Genomic DNA, 21,211 nt, shown 5'->3' on the forward strand with positions numbered 1-21,211 from the left:
AAATGAAAGTGGGGTAATGATAGAAATGATAAGAGAAACTGGTCAAAGGTATAGAATGGAACGTGATTTTCTTGGTGAAAAGGAAATTCCGGAACATGTATATTACGGAATACAAACGTTACGCGCAATAGAAAATTTCCCTATTACAGGATACAGAATACATGAAGAGATGATCAACGCCCTAGCTATGATAAAAAAAGCAGCTGCATTAGCCAATATGGAAACAAAACGTTTATATAGTGGAATCGGTGAAGTCATTGTTCAAGCTTCAGATGAAATTCTGGAAGGGAAATGGCACGAGTATTTCATTATTGACCCAATACAGGGCGGTGCAGGTACCTCTATGAACATGAACACAAATGAAGTGATTGCCAATCGTGCTCTAGAGCTACTCGGCCATCATAAAGGTGAATATGTACACTTGAGTCCAAACTCTCATGTGAATATGTCACAGTCTACAAATGATGTGTTTCCAACAGCTATTCATATCGCAACACTTAACTTATTAAAACAGCTTCTTGATACGATGAACGACATGTTGCAGGCTTTTAAAAGCAAAGCTAAACAATTTGACCATGTTATAAAAATGGGACGTACTCACCTCCAAGATGCTGTACCCATTCGCCTTGGTCAAGAATTTGAGGCATATAGTCGAGTACTAGAACGAGATATTAAGCGAATTGAACAAACACGTACGCATTTATATGAAGTTAATATGGGAGCTACAGCTGTAGGGACAGGATTAAATGCAGACCCTAAGTATATTAAATATGTTGTAAGCTACTTAGCAGATATTAGTGGGTTTCCGATCGTTGGTGCAGAGCATCTCGTTGATGCAACACAAAATACAGATGCTTATACAGAGGTATCTGCTGCATTAAAGGTGTGTATGATGAACATGTCAAAAATTGCAAACGATCTTCGGTTAATGGCATCCGGACCTCGGGCAGGACTAGGAGAAATTAGTTTGCCGGCGCGCCAGCCTGGATCCTCTATTATGCCTGGAAAAGTCAATCCAGTCATGCCAGAGTTAATTAACCAAATTGCCTTCCAAGTGATAGGAAATGACCATACAATTTGTCTGGCCTCTGAAGCTGGTCAGTTAGAGTTAAACGTAATGGAACCTGTACTTGTATTTAACTTATTACAATCTATCAGTATTATGAGAAATGGTTTTAAAAGCTTTACAGATTACTGTTTAATAGGCATCGAAGCAAATGAAGATAGAATGAGGGAATACGTAGAAAAGAGTGTTGGTATTATTACAGCTGTTAATCCTCATTTAGGGTACGAAGTAGTCTCTCGAATTGCTAGGGAAGCCATTTTGAAGGGGAAATCTGTAAGGGAGCTTTGCCTTCAATATGATGTGCTAACAGAGGAAGAGCTTGATTTGATTTTAAATCCTTACGAAATGACAAATCCAGGAATTGCAGGGGTATCACTTTTTGATCGAGAGTAAACAATATCTCAATACAACTAGCATGATCTTGGAAGCGGGTTACGTACAAGAAAATATCTATTTTTAGAGGATACATAATAATTTGTTATTGGAGGAATAGAAGTGAAAAATGTACGATTACCATCAATTTTAGAAATTGTTTGTACATTAGGGTTGTTTCTTGTCATTGTATTTTCGTTTACTGCCTTTTTCGATTTACCCATACAGTTGGCACTGTTTATTTCATGGTTCCTTGTGATTTTACTTGGAATGAGATTAGGGTACCGATATGATGAGCTGCAGAAAGCCATAACAACCGGAATCTCAAACGGACTTGAGGCAATATTGATACTTGTTGCAGTCGGTGCTCTAATCGGGACATGGATTGCAGGAGGAGTCGTACCAACGCTTATTTATTACGGATTGGAATTTATACATCCAAGTATTTTCTTATTAGCAACATTAGTTGTCTGCTCAATCACTTCTTTAGCTACAGGTACATCATGGGGAACGGTGGGAACAGCTGGCATTGCTATGATGGCAATTGGAGAAGGATTAGGTATGCCTCTTCCTCTTGTAGCTGGAGCAGTTCTTTCAGGAGCATACTTTGGTGATAAACTATCTCCACTTTCTGACAGTACTGTCCTTGCAGCTTCCCTTTCAAAAGTAGATGTTATAGCACACGTACGTGCCATGTTATATCTAGACATTCCTGCCTACCTTATTACAGCAATCCTATTTACTGTAGCAGGATTTATATATGCTGGCGATAGCACAGATTTAGATAAAGTAGAATTTTTAAAGTCAGCAATACTTGATACATTCAATATTCAAATTTGGATGGTAATACCTGCTATATTTGTTATTGTGATGCTTGCTATGAAAAAACCTTCTGTTCCTTCTATTGCTATAGGGGCTCTTCTTGGGGCTATCTGGGCAGTTGTGTTCCAAGGCATGAATGTCCCCGATGCTGTTGGTACTGCTTATAACGGTTTTTCTATTAACACAGGAGTTGAGTTTATGGATAAACTTCTGAACCGTGGTGGAATAGAAGGAATGCTTGCTTCAGTCGCTGTCATCATATTTGGATTAGGTTTTGGTGGTCTTCTTGAGCATTTAGGAGTTCTAAAAGTGATTGTTTCCAAGTTTCAGAGTTTCTTAACATCAGCTGGAAATGTAACATTATCCACTATAATTGTTGCATTTTTTGCGAATATTTTTGGTTGCGCTATGTATGTTTCATTAATTTTGACTCCTAAAATTATGGGAGAAAGCTATGACAACTTAAACATTGACCGAAGGGTATTAGCTCGAAACACAGAAGTCGGGGGGACATTAACCTCTGGAATGATTCCTTGGACGGACAACGGAATCTTCATGGCTGGTATTCTAGGTGTTTCTACCTTTGCTTATGTTCCATTTATGTGGTTAAGCTTTGTCTCAATTGCCCTAGCAATTATATATGGCTATACAGGGAAATGTATCTGGTACGTCAAACAGAAACAAGGCGAAGGACAGATTCAACAAACATTTTAATTAAATGATCATTAAGTCTTTTAGTTAAGAGTATTGAGGAATCCTCAATGCTTTTTTCACTCCATAAAGGGAAGGAATCTTTAAATTGTCCCCTTTTTAGAAAGCTTGAAAATGAAAATGGTCATAGTCATTGGTTACCTAGAAATAGCTAAAAATAAGGATAAAATAAATTAAACCGTAAACATGTTTAAATTGAGTAAAGGGGTTATTTTGATAAATGAAGACATTACAAAAAACACAAACGATTGTACGTTATCTACATTGTGAGAAAGAGTATTATGGAATTATTGAAGGTGATGATATAGTACAATTGTCTAGTGATTTTACACAAATTGTTAACAATGAGCTAAAGTATGACGGAGTAAGGGTTAAATATAATGAAGTAAAGATAGTAGAGCCAGTATCCCCATCGAAAATTGTCAATTTTGGTTGGACATATGCTGGACACGCAAAAGAGACTGGGGGAACGGCTAACCTTCGTGAACCATTATTGTTTTTAAAACCTACTTCTTCGATCATAGCGGATCAGGGTGAAATCATTCTTCCTCCCACTACCTTAACCGAACAGGTAGAAATGGAGGGGGAAGTAGCCCTTATAATTGGAAAACGGGGCAAAAATATAAAAGAAGAAGAGGCATTAGATTATCTTTTTGGCTGTACTATTTTTAACGATGTGACAGCAAGAGACCTTACTAAATCTGACCCTCAATTTACAAGAGGCAAAGGTTTCGATACATTTGGCCCTTTGGGTCCATACATTGTAACAGGGATCGACCCAACCAATCTAAGAATTGTTACAACCTTAAATGGAAAAGTAGTACAAGATGGCAATACGAATCAAATGACACTTTCAATTCCTTATCTCATCAGTTGGATTTCACAAGTTATGACACTTGAGCCAGGCGATGTTCTAGCTACTGGATCACCTTCAGGGAGTTGTCCAATGAAATCTGGGGATACAGTAGTAGTTGAAGTGGAGAATATTGGTAAGCTTTGTAACTATGTAAAGTAAATCTACTAGCAAAGCAATATTGAATATGTGATTTAAAATAATTTGAGGAATTTGGAAGACTGCATTTAGTGGGCCTGAAACTCGAAGGGAACAAAACAAACGTTCTATTTTGTGGTATAATAGAATGGCGATAGTTAGGTAAACTCAAGGGTGGTCAGCGTTACCCCGTAGAAAAGGGGGTGATGCTTATGTTGACAGTATTTCAAACGCTAATGCTTATGATTGCATTTGCAAGTTTGGTGTTGTCAATCATATCTTTTAGAGATAAAGAAAACTCGCCGAATGGCGAGCCTGAAAGGCGAAGCGTGGTGCGTAGTTGCCCTTATACTTTAGACTTAAAATTGGCCTCTACGTCGAGTCATCTTCTAGCTGCCAATTTATCTATTTTAAACGTACAAAAAATAACCCACCCTTGAGCGTTGGAGTTCAATAGGGTGAGCCCTTTACCTTAAAACGCTGACTCCCTTGTAGGGAACCTGCTATTGTATGACTGTTTGGTGTTACAGCACCGAACAGTCTTTTTTTTAGTTTATTCAAATCTACTATTATTATAACCAAAGATATCTATGTTGAAAAGTCATTGTGTTAGAGATGCCAAGAAATTCAGTTGTTATTTCTTAGAAATCCAAACGCTCTTAACTTCAGTGTAGTTGTTCAATGCGTAAGATCCCATTTCACGGCCAATTCCCGATTGCTTATAACCGCCAAATGGTGATGCAGCATCAAAGACATTGTAGCAGTTTACCCATACAGTACCTGCACGTAAGTTTTCCGCAATATAGTGGGCTTTTGCCACATCCCTTGTCTTTAATGACTAAAAGCATCCTTTAGAACAAACAAAATATTTTGAGAAGGATACACTGTTCAGCTGATTTACGTTGTAATATATAAACGTATAAATGAAATAAATCGCTTCCTTAGAACTTCCAATTATTAATGGCTATGTGGAAGTTGGGCATCTGAGCAATCTACTAACCTCCAGAAGAATTAATATTTTTTTGAAAATAATTCCTAATCCATTTGAGTACAAGAAGGAATGGTAAATATACATAAATAAAAACAGATCCTACATTAGCCGTAAGATTGATGATATGATCAATACTTTTGAACTCTTTAAAGTTAACGGAAGCAAGCATTATTGCAATAAGTAAAAGTGTTAAAGTCTTTTTTGGGGGCATTGAAAAAGCTCTTTTTGCAATCCTTGTACATGCCCACAAAGAAATACAGATAGGTGATAAAACTACTAACAACCATATAAAAATGAACACATATTCAAATCTTTCCAGGAAGGAAAATTTAACGATTTTTACCATCATTAGAGTTGCCCAAGGCAATTGCTGTAGAACTTCTTGATTGAAATATAGGAATGAAATCATAGTTACAATTAGATACACAATGATGGTATATAAGTTCCCAAAATGTGCCCATTTAGAAATATTTTTAGAATTCGAATCCTTAATAAATGGATAGTACATGAGTATCCATTCGAAACCAAGAAAAAGCAGGGAATAAGCTTTAGAAGATTCAAAGAGATCCCTGAGAGAATGACTGAACACTGGGAGTAAATAAGTATAATTCGTATGCTTCATTGGGAAATAAATTAAAAAGAACAGAAAAGAAGGTAAAATAACTCCCCAGAAACTAAAACCGGTTAAAGTACGGAATCCACTAGATATTATGTAATAAAATAAAAGACCGAATACTAAACAAAGTTGCCACGTTTTTATTGTAGGATATACCCATATTTGGATGACTTCAATATATGCGCGAAAAACCGTTAAAGATGCTAACCAGAAATAGACCAGTGTAAAGACGGACAACATATTACCCGCCTTTTTCCCAAAGCAATAGTGATGAACAGCTACTAAATCTCTGTTTTCTTCATCTAAAAGCTTAAAGATAATATAGAGTATGATATGGGTCATAACACCAGTTATTAGTAATGAAATCCATGCATCCTGTTCTGCACCTTTAATAACTTGATTTTGAAAATTTAGAATGCCAACTCCAGTTTGTGAAGAGTGAATGAGAAAAAATGTGAAAAATCCCGAAACTTGAAATTGTTTTTCTACTTTTACGGTCACTATTTTCCCACCCCGGTTTGTCTAACAACAATTTTAGTTTTTACATCAAATGTAATACTAGGATAAATCTTTTCGTAAAAACTTTTCTCTGACCAATTTTTGTGATTGATTTTATCTAATCTTCCAATACCTATAGGATCTACACCATTAGATTGAAAATCCTTAAGAAGTGATTCAGCTTCGTCTGAAATGGATTTCTGTAAGGCGTTTTTAAAAGATGTTAGATCCTTTTCCTTTTCCAAATTGATCCATTCAGGCAAAGAATCAAGTTCTACGTCTAAATTTAGTTTCACTTTGGCTTGTTTTCTGGCCTTTTCCTTGTTGACTTTCACCTTATGTTTTCCCTCAATCGTTCTGACTCCAATATTTGCTTTATGTCCATTCATGTTGAGGCTAAAACTGTAAACTCCCCGTTTGTTTTTGTCTGTCATTAATTTTAATAAGAATGTTTCTTTATCTGAAATCTTTAGTGCTAATTTATCATCTTTAAAAATCCCCATTCCATCGACTTTAACTGTTCCTTGAGAATCTACTGTAAGATTTGGAAAGGACATATCAATTCCGCTGCCAAAATACTGGTCAAACATGACATGGAGGTTTGAATCAGGAATACCTTCATTTTCAATACTTTTATCAATCAAATTCATTAAAAATAGCGGACGCTCATTCAAGGATTGATTGAGTATTTTATCAGGTGATCCATCTGTAATTGCCATTCTGATAATACCGATCTTTGGATCCTTACAGATGGTGTCCAATACCTCTGCTAAACCTCTTTTACTTAGATTATCTCCAAAAATCATTAATCTTACTTGACCTATTTCAAAAGGGAATTGAGACTTATGGCCAAGTTCTTCATGCAGACTAGAAGGATTTTCAGCAACAGATGTCATTAAAGCAGGTTTATTACTTTCATCATAATTCGGATAAACGACACTTGCTTTTAACATTTTATCTTCTTCGTCATAGCCTACATTATGCATTAAAGAAATTTCATTAATAGTATTGTGAGGTACACATCCAACCAGGATTAGAGATATAATAACAAAACCTATAGGTACAAATATGTTATTCGTCATTTATATCATCCTTCTTTTTGTTTCTTTCTTTAGGGGAGTATTTCAATTTATCTATAGGTCTCAAATAATCTGGTCTTTTGTTTAATTTATTATAGGGTGGCCTTATAATACTATCTGTTAAATTATTAAGGCGAAACGGATATAAAGGAACCATGTAAGGAGTATCAAACGATTTTAGTTTAAACAAATGACATAGTAATGCTGCTAGTCCTATTACAATACCTAATCCTCCTAGAATTGAGGACATGATGATAAAGGGAAATCTTAATATTCTAATCGTGTTGGACATAACGGTAGTTGGTGTAGTGAATGAAGCTAAGGCTGATAAAGCGACAATAATTAATAAAATATTACTTGTCAGTGCTGCAGCAACTGCTGCCTGCCCAATGACAATACCTCCTACGATTCCTAATGTTTGTCCTACCTTAGTTGGCAATCTGGCTCCTGCCTCTCTTAATAATTCAATTGTCATTTCTAAAAAAAGAACTTCCAGCAACGGCGGAAATGGAACGTTTGCTCTTGACTCTATTAACGGACCTAGTAAATCTGCGGGAATAACTTCATAATGAAACGTCACAACCGCAACATAAATGGAGGTAGAAAAGATTGAAAAAATGATCGCAAGTATTCGGGTGATACGAAAGAAAGAACCAATAATCCAGTTATAATAATAATCTTCAGATGAGAGAAAAAAATCGAATATGGTAGTAGGTCCGGATATTGCGTATGGTGAGCCATCGCTAAATATAACGACCTGGCCTGAAGTGATTGTATAAGAAATTCTATCCAGCCTCTCTGAAGAAAAATAAAGAGGAAAAGGAGTATGAGAATTTTCTTTAATTAACTGGATTAATGCAGAAGTATCCCAAATAATATCAAAATCTATTTCAGAGAGCCTTTTCTTTACGGTTTCTATATGTTTTTCATTAGTAATACCATCTAAATAAACAATGGCAACTCTTGTTTTTGACAGAGTGCCTAGCACGATCTCTTCAGTAGTTAATAAAGGAGATTTTAACTTAGATCGGAGTAAATGAATGTTGGTATCAAGACTTTCAACAAACCCTAGTTTTGGACCTATAACATTAAACTCATTCTCAGTTTCATTCGTTTCTCTAATCCCTTTAGATAAATTGCTTACATTCACTAAAAGACAATCTTTTGAGGTATTTTCAAACTTTATTAGGGCATAACCTTGATGGATTTTCTCTTCAATTTCTTTTGTATCAAGAGTCTTAATTACATCTTCAAGAGGAAGATTGTTTTTAAATTGATATATATCCAGAGTTTGATCTTTGTTTTTTTCATATTCATTAATATATGGAAGAAGGACTCGTTCCATCGTCTTTTGATCAATAAGTGAAGTGAAATATAAAATAAATATCTGGATTCCTGAAATGTTTTTTTTTAGCTCTTTAAAATCAAATGATTTTTTAGCTCTTTTCACTATTTCAGCAAGTGTTTGATTTTCTGCATGGCTCTGATTATTTTTATTCTTAAACATAATAAATGAACTCCTTAATTTACAGTCAATATTTATTATCTTTACTAACACAAATTGTATTCACTTTACCATTTTTATTATTGATGTAGACAAACGGAGAAATGAAATAATGAAAGGTATAAAAATTAAAAAACGACATGTGGTTCTTTTTCGTAATTTACAGGAAAACTCAAAAGGGGATAGGATGCCAGGGTGGATTCGTTCTATCACGGCTAGCTTATAATACGAACGGGGAGGTGAATTGAAAATTGGTTGTTGTTTTTAAAAGACAAGGAACGAAAAAAGAACCTCTCTAAATTCCTCTTAATTAAGGAATAGCGAGAGGTTTGTTTTATATGTCGCCCTTCAAAAAATATTTCCTCGTATCTTCACGTATTTGTTTGGATAAGACCCGATCAAGCTCTTCACTTAACCATGCAAGTGTTTTACTACGCAAGAAATCACGCATTTTTTCTTCCGCAGAGAGCATAACTAAATTGATGGTACAAGAGGAGGGGGCTGTACAACAGTTTTCTCTATACAAATACCCATTATCTTTAATATTTTTACATTGAAAAATAGGTTTTGGACCTTCAACTGCTCTAACTACATCCCAAAAGGAGATATCTTCCGGGGACTTAGATAATCGATATCCGCCCTTTACACCAGGGACAGAACTTACGATACCAGCTTTAGATAACTTACCAAATACTTTTGAAAGAAATGTCTCAGAGAGCCCTTGGAATACTGCAAGATCCTTTATCCCAATACTTTCATCCGTAGGAACATCAATTAAATAAACTAGACAATGTAATGCATATTCAACGCCAACACTATATTGCATATAAACTCACCTACTTTTCATTTTAAAGCTTATCAAATTGTATCTTAGGAGTATTTAAAGTGTTAGTCAATTAAAATAAATCTTTTTATGGTAAATTTTATTCATTTGACAAAAGTAAAGATAGACCTTATATTGGAGACAAGGTTAATCGTCGATTAACTTGATCGTTAATTGTAACCTGAATTTCATTGTAAAGGAGTAATGTAAATGAACAAAACACTTATCATTAATGCACATCCAAAAATAGATGATACATCTTCAATGAGCATACAAGTTTTTAACCACTTTTTGAAAACGTATAAAGAATTAATTCCTGCTAGTGACGCAATTGAACAGATTAACTTATATAGTGATGAAGTGCCTATGATAGATAAAACAGTTTTAAGTGCCTGGGATAAACAACGGAAAGAACAGGAGCTAACGGAAGAAGAGAAAATAGTAACCGAGCGTATGGCTGAAATCTTACAGCAATTTAAATGGGCAAATACGTATATCATCGTTTTACCTTTGCATAATTTTAATATTCCATCAAAATTAAAAGATTATATGGACAATATTATGATCGCTCGTGAAACGTTTAAATATACTGAAAATGGATCAGTAGGACTACTGAAAGATGGGCGAAGAATGCTCGTCATACAAGCAAGTGGGTCAATCTATACAAATGATGATTGGTATACAGAAGTGGAATACTCTCATAAATATTTGAAGTCAATGTTCAATTTCCTTGGTATTGAAGATTATCAAATCATTAGGGCACAAGGAACTGCATTACTAGAACCAAATGAAGTATTACAAAAAGCAAACAAAGAAGCTGAAGAAGCTGCTTCTAGATTAGCGGCACAAGAAAATATACTTTTATAAGGTGGTGATAAAATTGGAACAACGAATTGATTATTACAATGTAGCTCCAGAAGCAATTAATATAATGATGGAAATGGAGAAATATACTAAAACGACAGGTATAGACCGTAAACTTCGTGAGCTCATTAAAATTCTTGCATCTCAAATCAACGGCTGTGCATTTTGTTTGAATATGCATACAGTAGATGCTAGAAAAATGGGAGAAACGGAGCAACGCTTATATTGTATCAGTACTTGGAGAGAGTGCACATTTTACTCTGATGCAGAAAAAGCAGCTTTAGAGTTAACTGAACATGTGACTTTAATACCGAATAAACGTGTACCTGATCACTTATATCATCGTATCCGTAAACACTTTAGTGAAAAAGAATATGTGGACCTTGTTCTAATAATTAACCAAATCAACAGTTGGAATAGAATTTCTATTGCAATGGGGAATATAGCAGCTGAAAATTAATACTTTAAAGAAAGAAAAGTAGGAATCTAACTTAGAAAAATTTTTTTTGGAAGATAACTTACCTACTAGTAAGTAATTGAAGTTAAATTAAGTTGTTGAATGTCATCTATCGAAGTTAGGGTGATCAAATGATTTTAAAAAAATCGGCTATTTTCCTTCTGAGTGTATCATTATCCGCGTGTATGAATTTCTCATTACCTGACGGAATTTCTATTAGGGGTGAACATGAGGGACAGGATAATATACAACCTGGTCAAAAAAACAATATAGAACAAAATATAAAGCAAAATGAAGAACAAATTGATAAAGACTTCTTGTTAGATTCACAATATTTTAATGTAGTGAAAGAGGTAAATGGTCATAAAATGATTGAAAATCCAGCCAATATACTTGTTATGCTAAATAAAGAGTTCAGCTTGCCGGAATCATATGTACCTGCTAACTTAGTTGTTCCTAATGTAGAGTTTTCTTTTGGCGACGCAGATGTACCTAAGCGTTATTTGAGAGAAGAGGCAGCAAGAGCATTAGAGGAATTATTTGCTCTTGCTGAACAAGATGGAATTGAATTGTTTGCTGTATCAGGATATAGATCGTATTCAAGGCAGCAGGAAATATTTAATGCCGAAAAAGAAAAAAAAGGTGTTGAAAAGGCGCTGCAGGCTGTGGCTTTACCAGGAAAAAGTGAGCATCAAACCGGTTTGGCAATTGATGTAACAAGCAAAGGTGCTGGGTTAAAAGAAGAATTCAGTGAAACAAAAGAAGGAAAATGGGTGAAAGAAAATGCTCATAGAGCAGGCTTTATTATCCGTTATCCTAAAGGGAAAGAATTAATTACCGGTTATCAATATGAACCATGGCACTTACGTTATGTTGGGAAGGAAAAGGCGGCAGTCATTCATGAGAATAATCTTACATTAGAAGAATATTTCCAAAAGGTGAAAAAGATTTAACTTGGTGATGTTTATGAAGTCAAAATTGGTAATCTTAAAAAAATTGTTTAACCCAAGTGTGCACCAATATGACATTAATATAAATGAATTAATTATGAAAAGGAGCGTTCTGATAATGATGAAAATGGAAAAGAAATTGTACACGGCTACTGTAAACGTTCAAGGCGGAAGAGAAGGCAGAGCAGTTTCCACTGATAACAATCTTTTCGTGGACTTAAGATATCCCAAGGAATTAGGTGGTAACGGAGCTGGAACCAATCCGGAGCAACTGTTCGCTGCAGGATTTGCAGCATGCTTCGAAGGTGCAATGGGTACGGTTCTTAGAAAAAGGAATATTAAAGCAGAAGGTATAACAATTGATTCTCAGGTGACGCTCGGCAAGGATGCAGAAGATGGGTATGTGCTGGCAATTACGATGGACATCACGATTAAAGGTGTAGAAACTAGTGTAGCTGAAGAAGTCGTTGCGGAAGCTCATAAGGTTTGTCCTTATGCTAAAGCAACCCGTGGAAATATCGAAGTAATATCGAACGTTGTTGGATAATTTGCGAACAAAGAGTACAAAATAATCCAGTATGAAAAGGAGTGTTTCAAAAATGATGAAAATTGAAAAAAAATTGTACACAGCTACTGTAAATGTTCAAGGCGGAAGAGAAGGCAAAGCAACTTCTAATGATGGGAATCTTAACGTTGACTTAAGATATCCCAAGGAATTAGGTGGTAACGGAGCTGGAACCAATCCGGAGCAACTGTTTGCTGCAGGATTTGCAGCATGCTTCGAAGGTGCAATGGGTACGGTTCTAAGAAAAAGAAATATTAAAACAGAGGGTATAACAATTGATTCACATGTGACGCTCGGCAAGGATGTGGAAGATGGGTATGTGCTGGCAATTACGATGGACATCACGATTAAAGGCGTAGAAACTAGTGTAGCAGAAGAAATCGTTGCGGAAGCTCATAAGGTTTGCCCTTATGCCAAAGCAACCCATGGAAATATCGAAGTAATATCGAACGTTGTTGGTTAATCTTTTACTGTTAGAGTATCGTCAGCAACTTAGCAATAAGATGAGAGAATACGCAAACTAGTTGATTATCCGGAGAGGATTAATCACCTTTGCACATAATGACACGATTGTGAGTATGGCATACTTGTCGGTGATGCATGGTCTGTAACTTCAGCCTTGCTGCTCAGGCTGGATTGCCAGCACAGTCGTGTTTGTCATGACAATAATTGATTTAGTAGCAGGTTGAAGGTCGAAAGGTAGCACAACAATTCCGAAAAGAGATTTTTATATAAATTTTGACTCAGTATGCTCTACATTGACACTTACTTATTAGTAAGTTAATATAAAAATATGGAAAATAGAAAAACACAAATCGTAGATTTAGCAATAAAGCTGATTCAGCAAAAAGGGTATGTAGCCTTTAGTTATGATGACATCTCTAAACAACTTGGGGTGACCAAGGCAAGTATTCATTATCACTTTGAGAAAAAGGAGGATTTAGGTACGGCAATTACCGAACGTCTTTCAAAAAGCTTAGAAAACTCATTGTTGTTAATTAAAAATCCGGCGGTTTCTGCTGAAGAGAAACTTAAGAAGTTTATTCAGCAACAAGCTGAGAGGTTTGAGTGTACTGAAATTTGTCCAATCTCATCGTTACAAACGGATTATGAATCATTGCCACATTCCTTACAAGAAAAGATTGAGGAAGTTAGCAGGCTGGAACTTACAATAATGAAAGAAATAGTTTCTCAGGCACAAACCGAAAAGATTATAAATGGTTCTGAAGACGTTCAATCGTTAGCGGTAACGATATTATCAAGTATAAAAGGAGCATTATTATACAGACGAGTGTTAGGTGACGATGTTTTAGTTTCAGTACAAAACCAGGTAAACCGTTTCTTAAGAAATTCGTAAGAACGGTTTTTTTATTATCGAATACTTACCTTCTAGTAAGTAAGGATAAATTATCAACCATCTAATTAAAAATATTTGGGAGAAATAATATTAGAAAGTTGGGAGTATCGTAATGAAAAGAATGCTATTCGTTTCTCTTTTAATGTCGAGTGGTGCAACCTTTATTACACCATTATTTCCGTTGTATAGTGAGACTTTTCAATTGAACAGTTTGCAAATCACGGTCTTGTTTGCCATATATGCTGCTTTCCTATTGCCGACTTTGCTAGTCACTGGAGCCAAAGGTAGCAGATGGGGACTAAAAAGGGTTATTCGCAGTAGCATATGGATCTCCATCCTATCCACCCTGTTATTCCTTTGGAGTATAGATGTCTGGATGCTCTATGTTGCCAGGCTTTTGGAAGGTATCGCGTACGGAGCCTTTACAGGTACAGCTGTTGCTTTTTTAATGAAGAAAACTCTATCAAAAAAAGTGAGCACGGTTCTCAAGTTATCAGGAGTTACAATTCTTGTTGGCTTTGGTCTGGGCCCAGCTATTGCAGGTCTAATCTTACAATATTTACAACTTGTGCCGTCAATTCGATTGCCATTTTGGATTCTGCTCGTTCTGCTTATCATTTCGCTCATCATACTGGAAACAATTCCTAAAGATGTTGTATCTCTTGAGCAAAAACGTGTAAAAACGAAGATATCACTTGGTGTACCTAGTAATATTCGTTCTCATTTTTGGTCAATGGCCGGATTGCCTATCTTCACTGTTTTCACAATACAAGGTATAGCGTTTTCCCTTATTCCTACTTTCGTTAAAAATGTCATTCACTCGTCTAACCTCTCCGTTTCAGGTTTGATCATTTTCGTGCTTCTAAGTGGAGCAGCTTTAGCTCAGTTCATACCTTGGCCGAATCATCCAGTTATACGTATCCGATTCGGCATCTTGCTTCTTGTGATCGGGTCATGGTTTATTGTTTCTTCTGGTTTAACATCAAGCTTGCCTATACTCTGGACCGGCATTTTCATCCAGGCGATCGGTGGCGGATGGACTTTTCAAATTTCGTTACGTTTTGCCGGTCAGTTACCTGAACCAGAAGCGCAGTCAAGGGTCATTTCGGCTTTTTATTTGTGCGCGTACTCTGGATTTATCGTTCCGGTTATAGGAGTAGGAGCACTTACTCAATTTTTCAATTTAAACACTTCGCTGATCGTGTTAAACTTGTTTGCTGTGTTAATCGTAGTATATGTGCTGATTTATTCAATTAAATTTAACCGTGATTCTATCGTTACATCAAAATAAATCATTATCACGCATTTTACATGTTAAAGTAGAAAAAGAATTGCAACATCCCAAAATTATCGTGACACCATAGGTTAGCCAGCGATGAAGGGGAAACCAGTTTGTTTCTCTTGATTTTATTTTATCCATACAAAAACACCTTCGAACTATTACTTTTTTAAGAGTAACAATTCAAAGGTGTTTTATATTGTCTCGTATTTATACGCTTTATGCATCTATTTGTGTGACCAATTAGAGACAGGAGGTTCATTAAACCAATTTTTCCTAATTAATAACTTTAGCCCTTTTTCTGAGTAGTCTTCGACCATCCTGATTAGCTCCTTTAAAGACTCTATATGATCGTTTTTATAACTGGAAACTACTGCATTCTGTAGATTTCTTATACTTACTGGATTTAGGAACAATATTAAGTTTGCCATTAATTTATCTGAAAAAGGTGATTCCTTTACTTTATTAACGTGTGCCTCTAGACCAGTTGTTGTAGGTATTCCATTTTCTCTATAGATATCCGTTAAAAAGGCTGATTGGTAAAATGCTAACTTACTTCCTTCTAAAATAAATTTTTTTGTGTCCATATCCTCTGCGACTTCGGAAAAACCAATACAAAGAGCAACTCCAACATTGTTACATTGAAGAGAACCGAACATAGTTGCCAATTCTACCGCATTAAGTGGTCGTTGCTGAGTTGCTGCAACTTTGAATAGTTTCCCGTCCCTGTCATCTGCTTTTTTGTAAGAAAAGGAATTATCTTGTAATAAATTTTTATCATTAAGCAATTTTAATAGAGAAAAATCTAATTGAATAATATCATCAAGTAATTTTTTATAAAAATTCTTCACTTTATAATCTGTTAATTCAACATATTGAGCAGTAAGCGCCTGCATTCCATTACTTGTTATATGCTTTAAGATTTCTATAATTAATTGGTCTGAAAAAAGCTTTGCTGTTGAATTATAAAGATCATCATCTTTGAAGAAAGGTGTATCTTTATAACCTTCCTCAGATAATAATTGAGTAGCCTCATGCTCCTGATATGTAGAGATTTCATAAACTTCATTTAAAATATTCCTTAAATTAGTATCCTCAGCAGTATCGCAAAGATATTTTAATAAAAATTTCATCATGTTTGAACTTGATTTTAAGTACCAAAGAAACCCTAATTCATTAACGTTCATTGTTAAGTTATACCCCCAAAAGGTCCAATTTCTTTTTTAGTTTGTCAATATTATTCTTGAATATTCATTATCGGGAAGAGATTTTAAGACTCTCGAGTATAATGATGGGATTGCAGAACCCTCTTTTAACGAATACTTTACATGTCTTGTTAAAATAAAAGGGAAGAGGAAGAAATAGTCTTTATCAGCTAACTAACAGAATCATGGACAGACTTTATATGTTTGATTCTTAAACGATAGATTGTGTATGACTTTGTACGAAAAGGTATTTTGGGCTTCTCGGTATATAAAAAATGGCAATGTTTGAAAAAACATTGCCATTTTCTTAGATCATTCAGTTACTTATTTCTTAGAAATCCAAACACTCTTAACTTCTGTATAGTTGTTCAATGCGTAAGATCCCATTTCACGGCCAATACCCGATTGCTTGTAACCGCCAAATGGTGACGCAGCATCAAAGACATTGTAGCAGTTTACCCATACAGTTCCTGCACGAAGGTTTTCCGCAATATAGTGGGCTTTTGCTACATCCCTTGTCCAAACACCGGCAGCTAGTCCATATTCACTGTTATTTGCACGAGCAATCAGATCATCTATATCATCATAAGGCATAGCTGAAATGACTGGACCGAAGATTTCTTCCTTCGCAATCGTCATGTCATCATTCACATTTGCAAAAATAGTAGGAGAGACGAAGTAACCTTCTTCATACGGTTTTGATCCACCTACTAATAGTTCAGCACCTTCATTTATTCCTTTTTCAATATAGCCTAATACCCGGTTTTGTTGTTCTGTCGAAACAAGTGGACCAATTTCCGTATCAGCGTGGATTCCTGATCCTTGTTTGATTTTTTCTGCATGACTCACCATGTCTGCCACGACATTATCGAATTGTTTCTTTTGAACGAACACGCGAGATCCAGCGCAGCAAACTTGCCCCTGGTTAAACATAACCCCGTTCAATGCACCAGGAATGGCTTGTGTAAGGTCTGCATCAGGTAAAATGATGTTCGGAGATTTTCCGCCTAATTCAAGTGTAACTCGTTTTAACGTTTTAGCAGCCTTTTCCATAATGAGTTTTCCAACTTCAGTTGATCCTGTGAAGGCAATTTTATCTACTTTTGGATGATCGACTAGCGGTTGACCTGCCGTTTCACCAAAACCAGGAACAATATTAAGAACACCTGGCGGGAATCCAGCTTCTTGAGCTAATTCTGCTAAGTATAGGGCTGATAAAGGTGTTTGTTCTGCAGGCTTTAATACGACTGTACAGCCAGTTGCTAAAGCAGCTCCCAGCTTCCACATTGCCATTAATAACGGGAAGTTCCAAGGGATAATTTGTCCAACTACACCAACAGCCTCATGACGGGTATAGTTAAAATATGGCCCATTGACAGGAATTGTTTGTCCGACGATCTTTGTTGTCCAGCCTGCGTAATATCGCATATGTTCTATCGCTAAAGGAATATCTGCATTCGTTGTTTCTCTAATTGGTTTACCATTATCTAATGTTTCTAATTGAGCTAAATCATCTTTATGTTCTTCCATTATATCTGCCAGCTTGTACATTAAGCGGCTTCTCTCAGCAGTTCCCATCTTAGACCATGGACCTTCATCAAAGGCTTTGCGAGCAGCGTTAACAGCTAAATCGATGTCCTCAGGTCCTGCTTCAAATACATGTGCTAGCACTTCACCTGTAGCCGGGTTATATGTCTCAAATGTTTTTTGCGAAACACTTTCCACAAACTCTCCATTAATAAAGAGCTTCTTCTTTCCATTCAGAAACTTTTCTACTCTTTCTCTTAATTGAACGACTAATTGGCTCATGCTATTCCTCCTCATGATTTGTATTATGTAATGGTCGACACAAGAAAAAATAAGTGTCAAAATATTACACTTACAAAACTAGTTTTACATAGTAAGAGGAAGAAGTGCAAGGAAAACGCTTCCAAATATTTAGATATAATTTGACAAAGTGATTGAGGGTGGTTGACTGTTACAGTCAAGATTTGTCGAAGCTGCTAGAATGATAGTTAGTAAAGGCTTGTGAAATTTGTCATGTAAACGCAAGTTGTGAGGGCTGCTTTTTTGACAAATGTAATAATAGGATCTATCTATAATAAGAGTTACTATCGGTATATATCCAAGATAAGTCCTCAAAGTGACTTTGATGAAACAAAGAGAGAAATTACAAATAATATTATTCCAGATTTCAAAGAGAAAGAGTAGATTTTACTATCATTGATGAGGTAAACATAAATCGAGCTTCTACATTTCAGTGAGCTGTTACTACAAAGGATGGAAAATTATTTGAGTTTTGAGTCGAAATTAGTGGAAAACTCAAGTGCAAAAATTGAAAAAATAGATCAACATTGAAAAAGTTGGTAAGACAGTATTAATAAGAAAGTTAATTTGCATGTAAATATTATTGTTAAATAGGTATACCAAATACGTATGAGGAAGGAGAGATATTACTGAATCAGAAACAGAATATGGTGATGTAGTAGATCCTTTCATGCGTCGTTCTACGATGCGTGGACAAAAATAAAAAGAAAAGAAAATGAAAAATAAAAACAACAACAAAAAGGAAAAACTTTAAACCCAGTATAGATAATAATCAAGAAGAAGAGCGTCAATCACATTTTCAAAAAAACATACGAGGTGAAGGTAGTTGTTGTTTAGCATAAAACGTTCTTACCATTGTGAGGAACGTTTTTTATTTTATAATCAGTATTTCTACCAAATTTTTTTAGACCAAGAGAGGAATAGTTACCAGAAAGGAAATGTCACAAAATATTCACATTTTAATCCGCTACTTTTCATCTCACTTTCCCTATATATTCTGTGAAATGAATATTACAAGATGAAAGGATAGTGGTTGAAAATGGCAAAATATCGTATGGTGAGAGGTGATTTTTGGAAAAATCCGATTATTTTAGAAGAAATGACTCCTGAAGATAAGTATTTTTACCTTTATCTTCTTACGAATTCAAATACGACGCAAATAGGTATATATCGAATGACGAAGAAACAAATGGCGTTCGATTTAGGGTATTCGATTGAGACTGTACAATCATTAATGGAACGATTCATCGAGCATCACAAGTTAATCCGTTACAATCCGATTACAAGGGAACTCGCGATTAAAAACTGGGGGAAAGATAACCTGCATAAGGGCGGGAAGCCTGTTATGGATTGTATAAAAACTGAATTAAAAGATGTAGAGGATACCTCGCTTATTTCATACGTTGCCGAAACCATTCCAAAAGGGGAAATTAGCAGCCTATATGAATCTTTTTGTAAACAAGATGTAGAGAAGGAACTTAGCCATCAACTTGATGATAATACATATCCAGATACTGAGAGTGTTGAAGTTGACGATCAAAATAAACCTCGTGATACTGTACTTCGACAACAGTCAAGTATAGATCATAATCCAGAAATAGAGGACCTAACACAAACTCAATCACAAGATGTGAAAGAAATTTTTGGATTTTGGGACAACAATGGCTTTGGCCTTACGAACTTTAATGGGAAACAGCAGCTGATATCCTGGCTAGAAAATTCTAGCTTTTTACAGCCAAAAGCTGTGATTCTAAAGGCTATGGAGATTGCCTGTGCGAATAATAAGAGAAAGCTCAATTATATCGTGGGGATTCTGAAAAACTGGAGAAATGAATCATTACTGACCGTTGAAGAAATTGATTCTTATCATGAGAACCAAAAGCATTTTTCTAAAAATAAGCATTCATTTCCTACTGGAAGAGCAATTCCAACTGAAGCAAACCTTGATATAACAGCAGGTGAGGATTGGTGAGGATTACGGAAAAGTCGTTCCTAGGTACCTGAATTAAGGTGGAATACCTGCTTAAGGATATTGTTATAAAATCCAAGAATATGGAAGGAACATGTTATCAGGAATTACTGGTGCGTAGAATGGTAGAATGTAACCAATATTGATTTAATCATCTTAACAACCATACCAGAACTCGAATAATTTGGCTGAATGTCTTATCTTCATAGCAGCATCATATACGGATGTTAAAATTTGAGAGTATAGAAAAGCTCATACTTGATCGTTGGAAGGAACGGGAAAAGAAAAACATATTACCCGTTACAGCTGTTAATTTACTGAAACAGTAGTCCCTTACTCTCCAAAATAGTGATTCGAAATTAAGAGTTACTAACAAAAAATATGTAGGTTATGACAAGAAAATCTACCCACTATACTTTTTAAATATATGGTGGATAGGTAGTTAAAAAAGTAAAGAAGCTATTAGGTCTTCTGGTAGATACTATTCTGACGAGGCTAAAGTTCCTGTTGTCGAAAGTGACGTTTTAGATGAAGGACATATCATTGCTGATTCAATCGGAGGGGTATCGAATGCTTATAATATTACCCCACAAGATAGCATACTCAATCGACACGGTGATCAAGCTTATATGGGTGCGAAACGTTTCTCTACAAGTGCCTAGCACGAAATGAGAGGATTAAAACAATTTAATCTAACTGATTGACTGAAACTTGGAATGAAAGCCGTCATGTCGGCTGAAACGAGTTACTTGATACTCCACTAGGCGTTATATAATTAGTAGTTATGTAGGGTCTAAAGCGTGGTAAAGTCGGCTGAGACTACACCGTAAGGAATAAAGGTTAATACCCTACCCACGAAATGCAACCAGAGGTGGTTGAGTGTAAGATAGGTCGGAGTGCTATAAAATATCTATGGTGAGAATGTTCATTCAGAACTGACGAACTTGCGAATGTAAGGGTCTAGAACGCTGCTTAACAGAAATGTTATGTCTGTACTTAACAGAGTTAATTACCGAAAAGTATGAATCCATGTTAAGAAATTCGGGATATCTAACAATGAGGATATAAATTAACAGGCTCATAGTAAGCACCTACGGATATATGTACAGCTAAGTCAATCGGAACGTTGTAAGCAAAGGACAGTTACTCAAACGACTACTAATCGGACTGGTTTCTATAAGGTGATTATAACACCGAAGTGAATTTACCTTTGTGAAAGTAGGGGCACATTACCTATGAAACTATGATAATAAGTAGTGGAGGGA

18 protein-coding genes and 1 pseudogene are annotated in these 21,211 nt (G+C 35.6%); 12 read left to right on the forward strand and 7 right to left on the reverse strand.

Features of this window, described 5'->3' with window-relative positions; genetic code table 11:
• Positions 1 to 25 precede the first annotated feature (25 nt).
• From aspA to LC095_RS27275, 4 genes are all read left to right on the forward strand, one after another.
• Complete coding sequence (gene aspA, locus LC095_RS15525) at positions 26 to 1,459, forward strand: aspartate ammonia-lyase (RefSeq protein WP_226529012.1); 1,434 nt, start codon at positions 26 to 28, stop codon at positions 1,457 to 1,459.
• A gap of 102 nt (positions 1,460 to 1,561) precedes the next feature.
• A complete protein-coding gene (nhaC, locus tag LC095_RS15530) occupies positions 1,562 to 2,974 on the forward strand; it encodes a Na+/H+ antiporter NhaC (RefSeq protein WP_226529013.1) in 1,413 nt (470 codons plus the stop codon).
• A gap of 217 nt (positions 2,975 to 3,191) precedes the next feature.
• On the forward strand, positions 3,192 to 3,986 hold the full coding sequence (locus LC095_RS15535; protein WP_226529014.1) for a fumarylacetoacetate hydrolase family protein: 795 nt from the start codon (positions 3,192 to 3,194) through the stop codon (positions 3,984 to 3,986).
• Positions 3,987 to 4,174: 188 nt separating this feature from the next.
• On the forward strand, positions 4,175 to 4,402 hold the full coding sequence (locus LC095_RS27275; protein WP_226529015.1) for a putative holin-like toxin: 228 nt from the start codon (positions 4,175 to 4,177) through the stop codon (positions 4,400 to 4,402).
• 194 nt (positions 4,403 to 4,596) lie between these two features.
• On the opposite strand, the pseudogene LC095_RS15545 reads toward LC095_RS27275, so the two are convergent.
• From LC095_RS15545 to LC095_RS15565, 5 genes and pseudogenes are all read right to left on the reverse strand, one after another.
• Positions 4,597 to 4,791: pseudogene (locus LC095_RS15545) on the reverse strand (aldehyde dehydrogenase family protein); the annotation flags it as partial.
• Positions 4,792 to 4,957: 166 nt separating this feature from the next.
• Positions 4,958 to 6,070 (reverse strand): GerAB/ArcD/ProY family transporter, encoded by a 1,113-nt coding sequence (locus LC095_RS15550; protein ID WP_226529016.1) that lies wholly within the window; start codon positions 6,068 to 6,070, stop codon positions 4,958 to 4,960.
• A complete protein-coding gene (locus LC095_RS15555; RefSeq protein ID WP_226529017.1) occupies positions 6,070 to 7,149 on the reverse strand; it encodes a Ger(x)C family spore germination protein in 1,080 nt (359 codons plus the stop codon). The genes LC095_RS15550 and LC095_RS15555 overlap by 1 nt, the downstream gene beginning before the upstream one ends.
• Positions 7,139 to 8,653, reverse strand: a complete 1,515-nt coding sequence (locus LC095_RS15560; RefSeq protein ID WP_226529018.1) for a spore germination protein — start codon at positions 8,651 to 8,653, stop codon at positions 7,139 to 7,141. Before LC095_RS15560 ends, LC095_RS15555 begins: the two co-directional genes overlap by 11 nt.
• A 331-nt stretch (positions 8,654 to 8,984) precedes the next feature.
• Positions 8,985 to 9,476 (reverse strand): RrF2 family transcriptional regulator, encoded by a 492-nt coding sequence (locus LC095_RS15565; RefSeq protein WP_226529019.1) that lies wholly within the window; start codon positions 9,474 to 9,476, stop codon positions 8,985 to 8,987.
• A 207-nt stretch (positions 9,477 to 9,683) separates the two neighbouring features.
• On the opposite strand from LC095_RS15565, the gene LC095_RS15570 reads away from it, so the two are divergent.
• The 7 genes from LC095_RS15570 (at position 9,684) to LC095_RS15600 (ending at position 14,957) form a co-directional block, all read left to right on the forward strand.
• Complete coding sequence (locus LC095_RS15570; RefSeq protein ID WP_226529020.1) at positions 9,684 to 10,340, forward strand: FMN-dependent NADH-azoreductase; 657 nt, start codon at positions 9,684 to 9,686, stop codon at positions 10,338 to 10,340.
• A 13-nt stretch (positions 10,341 to 10,353) separates the two neighbouring features.
• Positions 10,354 to 10,797, forward strand: a complete 444-nt coding sequence (locus LC095_RS15575; RefSeq protein WP_226529021.1) for a carboxymuconolactone decarboxylase family protein — start codon at positions 10,354 to 10,356, stop codon at positions 10,795 to 10,797.
• A 128-nt stretch (positions 10,798 to 10,925) separates the two neighbouring features.
• Complete coding sequence (locus LC095_RS15580) at positions 10,926 to 11,747, forward strand: D-alanyl-D-alanine carboxypeptidase family protein (RefSeq protein WP_226529022.1); 822 nt, start codon at positions 10,926 to 10,928, stop codon at positions 11,745 to 11,747.
• Positions 11,748 to 11,862: 115 nt separating this feature from the next.
• Positions 11,863 to 12,291: an organic hydroperoxide resistance protein gene (locus tag LC095_RS15585; RefSeq protein WP_319005807.1), complete on the forward strand. Its 429-nt coding sequence runs from the start codon at positions 11,863 to 11,865 to the stop codon at positions 12,289 to 12,291.
• A gap of 52 nt (positions 12,292 to 12,343) precedes the next feature.
• Positions 12,344 to 12,772, forward strand: coding sequence for an organic hydroperoxide resistance protein (locus tag LC095_RS15590; RefSeq protein WP_226529023.1), 429 nt, complete (start codon positions 12,344 to 12,346; stop codon positions 12,770 to 12,772).
• A 330-nt stretch (positions 12,773 to 13,102) separates the two neighbouring features.
• On the forward strand, positions 13,103 to 13,666 hold the full coding sequence (locus tag LC095_RS15595; RefSeq protein WP_226529024.1) for a TetR/AcrR family transcriptional regulator: 564 nt from the start codon (positions 13,103 to 13,105) through the stop codon (positions 13,664 to 13,666).
• A 112-nt stretch (positions 13,667 to 13,778) separates the two neighbouring features.
• A complete protein-coding gene (locus LC095_RS15600) occupies positions 13,779 to 14,957 on the forward strand; it encodes an MFS transporter (protein ID WP_226529025.1) in 1,179 nt (392 codons plus the stop codon).
• Between the two features lie 215 nt (positions 14,958 to 15,172).
• On the opposite strand, the gene LC095_RS15605 is transcribed toward LC095_RS15600, so the two are convergent.
• Complete coding sequence (locus LC095_RS15605) at positions 15,173 to 16,132, reverse strand: DUF3231 family protein (RefSeq protein WP_226529026.1); 960 nt, start codon at positions 16,130 to 16,132, stop codon at positions 15,173 to 15,175.
• Between the two features lie 342 nt (positions 16,133 to 16,474).
• Positions 16,475 to 17,959 (reverse strand): aldehyde dehydrogenase family protein, encoded by a 1,485-nt coding sequence (locus tag LC095_RS15610; RefSeq protein WP_226529027.1) that lies wholly within the window; start codon positions 17,957 to 17,959, stop codon positions 16,475 to 16,477.
• 1,057 nt (positions 17,960 to 19,016) lie between these two features.
• Between LC095_RS15610 and LC095_RS15615 the strand changes: the two genes are divergently transcribed.
• Positions 19,017 to 19,949, forward strand: a complete 933-nt coding sequence (locus LC095_RS15615; RefSeq protein ID WP_226529028.1) for a DnaD domain-containing protein — start codon at positions 19,017 to 19,019, stop codon at positions 19,947 to 19,949.
• Positions 19,950 to 21,211: the final 1,262 nt, after the last annotated feature.

It is taken from the genome of Metabacillus niabensis (assembly GCF_020524345.1).
GTDB classification, from domain to species: Bacteria; Bacillota; Bacilli; order Bacillales; family Bacillaceae; genus Metabacillus; species Metabacillus niabensis_B.

Bases quoted from the DNA above. Each gene is read 5' to 3' on its own strand.
- aspA (WP_226529012.1), top strand. From the start codon at position 26: ATGATAAGAGAAACTGGTCAAAGGTATAGAATGGAACGTGATTTTCTT.
- LC095_RS15535 (WP_226529014.1), top strand. From the start codon at position 3,192: ATGAAGACATTACAAAAAACACAAACGATTGTACGTTATCTACATTGT.
- LC095_RS27275 (WP_226529015.1), top strand. From the start codon at position 4,175: ATGTTGACAGTATTTCAAACGCTAATGCTTATGATTGCATTTGCAAGT.
- LC095_RS15555 (WP_226529017.1), bottom strand. From the start codon at position 7,149: ATGACGAATAACATATTTGTACCTATAGGTTTTGTTATTATATCTCTA.
- LC095_RS15560 (WP_226529018.1), bottom strand. From the start codon at position 8,653: ATGTTTAAGAATAAAAATAATCAGAGCCATGCAGAAAATCAAACACTT.
- LC095_RS15565 (WP_226529019.1), bottom strand. From the start codon at position 9,476: ATGCAATATAGTGTTGGCGTTGAATATGCATTACATTGTCTAGTTTAT.
- LC095_RS15570 (WP_226529020.1), top strand. From the start codon at position 9,684: ATGAACAAAACACTTATCATTAATGCACATCCAAAAATAGATGATACA.
- LC095_RS15580 (WP_226529022.1), top strand. From the start codon at position 10,926: ATGATTTTAAAAAAATCGGCTATTTTCCTTCTGAGTGTATCATTATCC.
- LC095_RS15585 (WP_319005807.1), top strand. From the start codon at position 11,863: ATGATGAAAATGGAAAAGAAATTGTACACGGCTACTGTAAACGTTCAA.
- LC095_RS15590 (WP_226529023.1), top strand. From the start codon at position 12,344: ATGATGAAAATTGAAAAAAAATTGTACACAGCTACTGTAAATGTTCAA.
- LC095_RS15595 (WP_226529024.1), top strand. From the start codon at position 13,103: ATGGAAAATAGAAAAACACAAATCGTAGATTTAGCAATAAAGCTGATT.
- LC095_RS15600 (WP_226529025.1), top strand. From the start codon at position 13,779: ATGAAAAGAATGCTATTCGTTTCTCTTTTAATGTCGAGTGGTGCAACC.
- LC095_RS15605 (WP_226529026.1), bottom strand. From the start codon at position 16,132: ATGAACGTTAATGAATTAGGGTTTCTTTGGTACTTAAAATCAAGTTCA.
- LC095_RS15610 (WP_226529027.1), bottom strand. From the start codon at position 17,959: ATGAGCCAATTAGTCGTTCAATTAAGAGAAAGAGTAGAAAAGTTTCTG.
- LC095_RS15615 (WP_226529028.1), top strand. From the start codon at position 19,017: ATGGCAAAATATCGTATGGTGAGAGGTGATTTTTGGAAAAATCCGATT.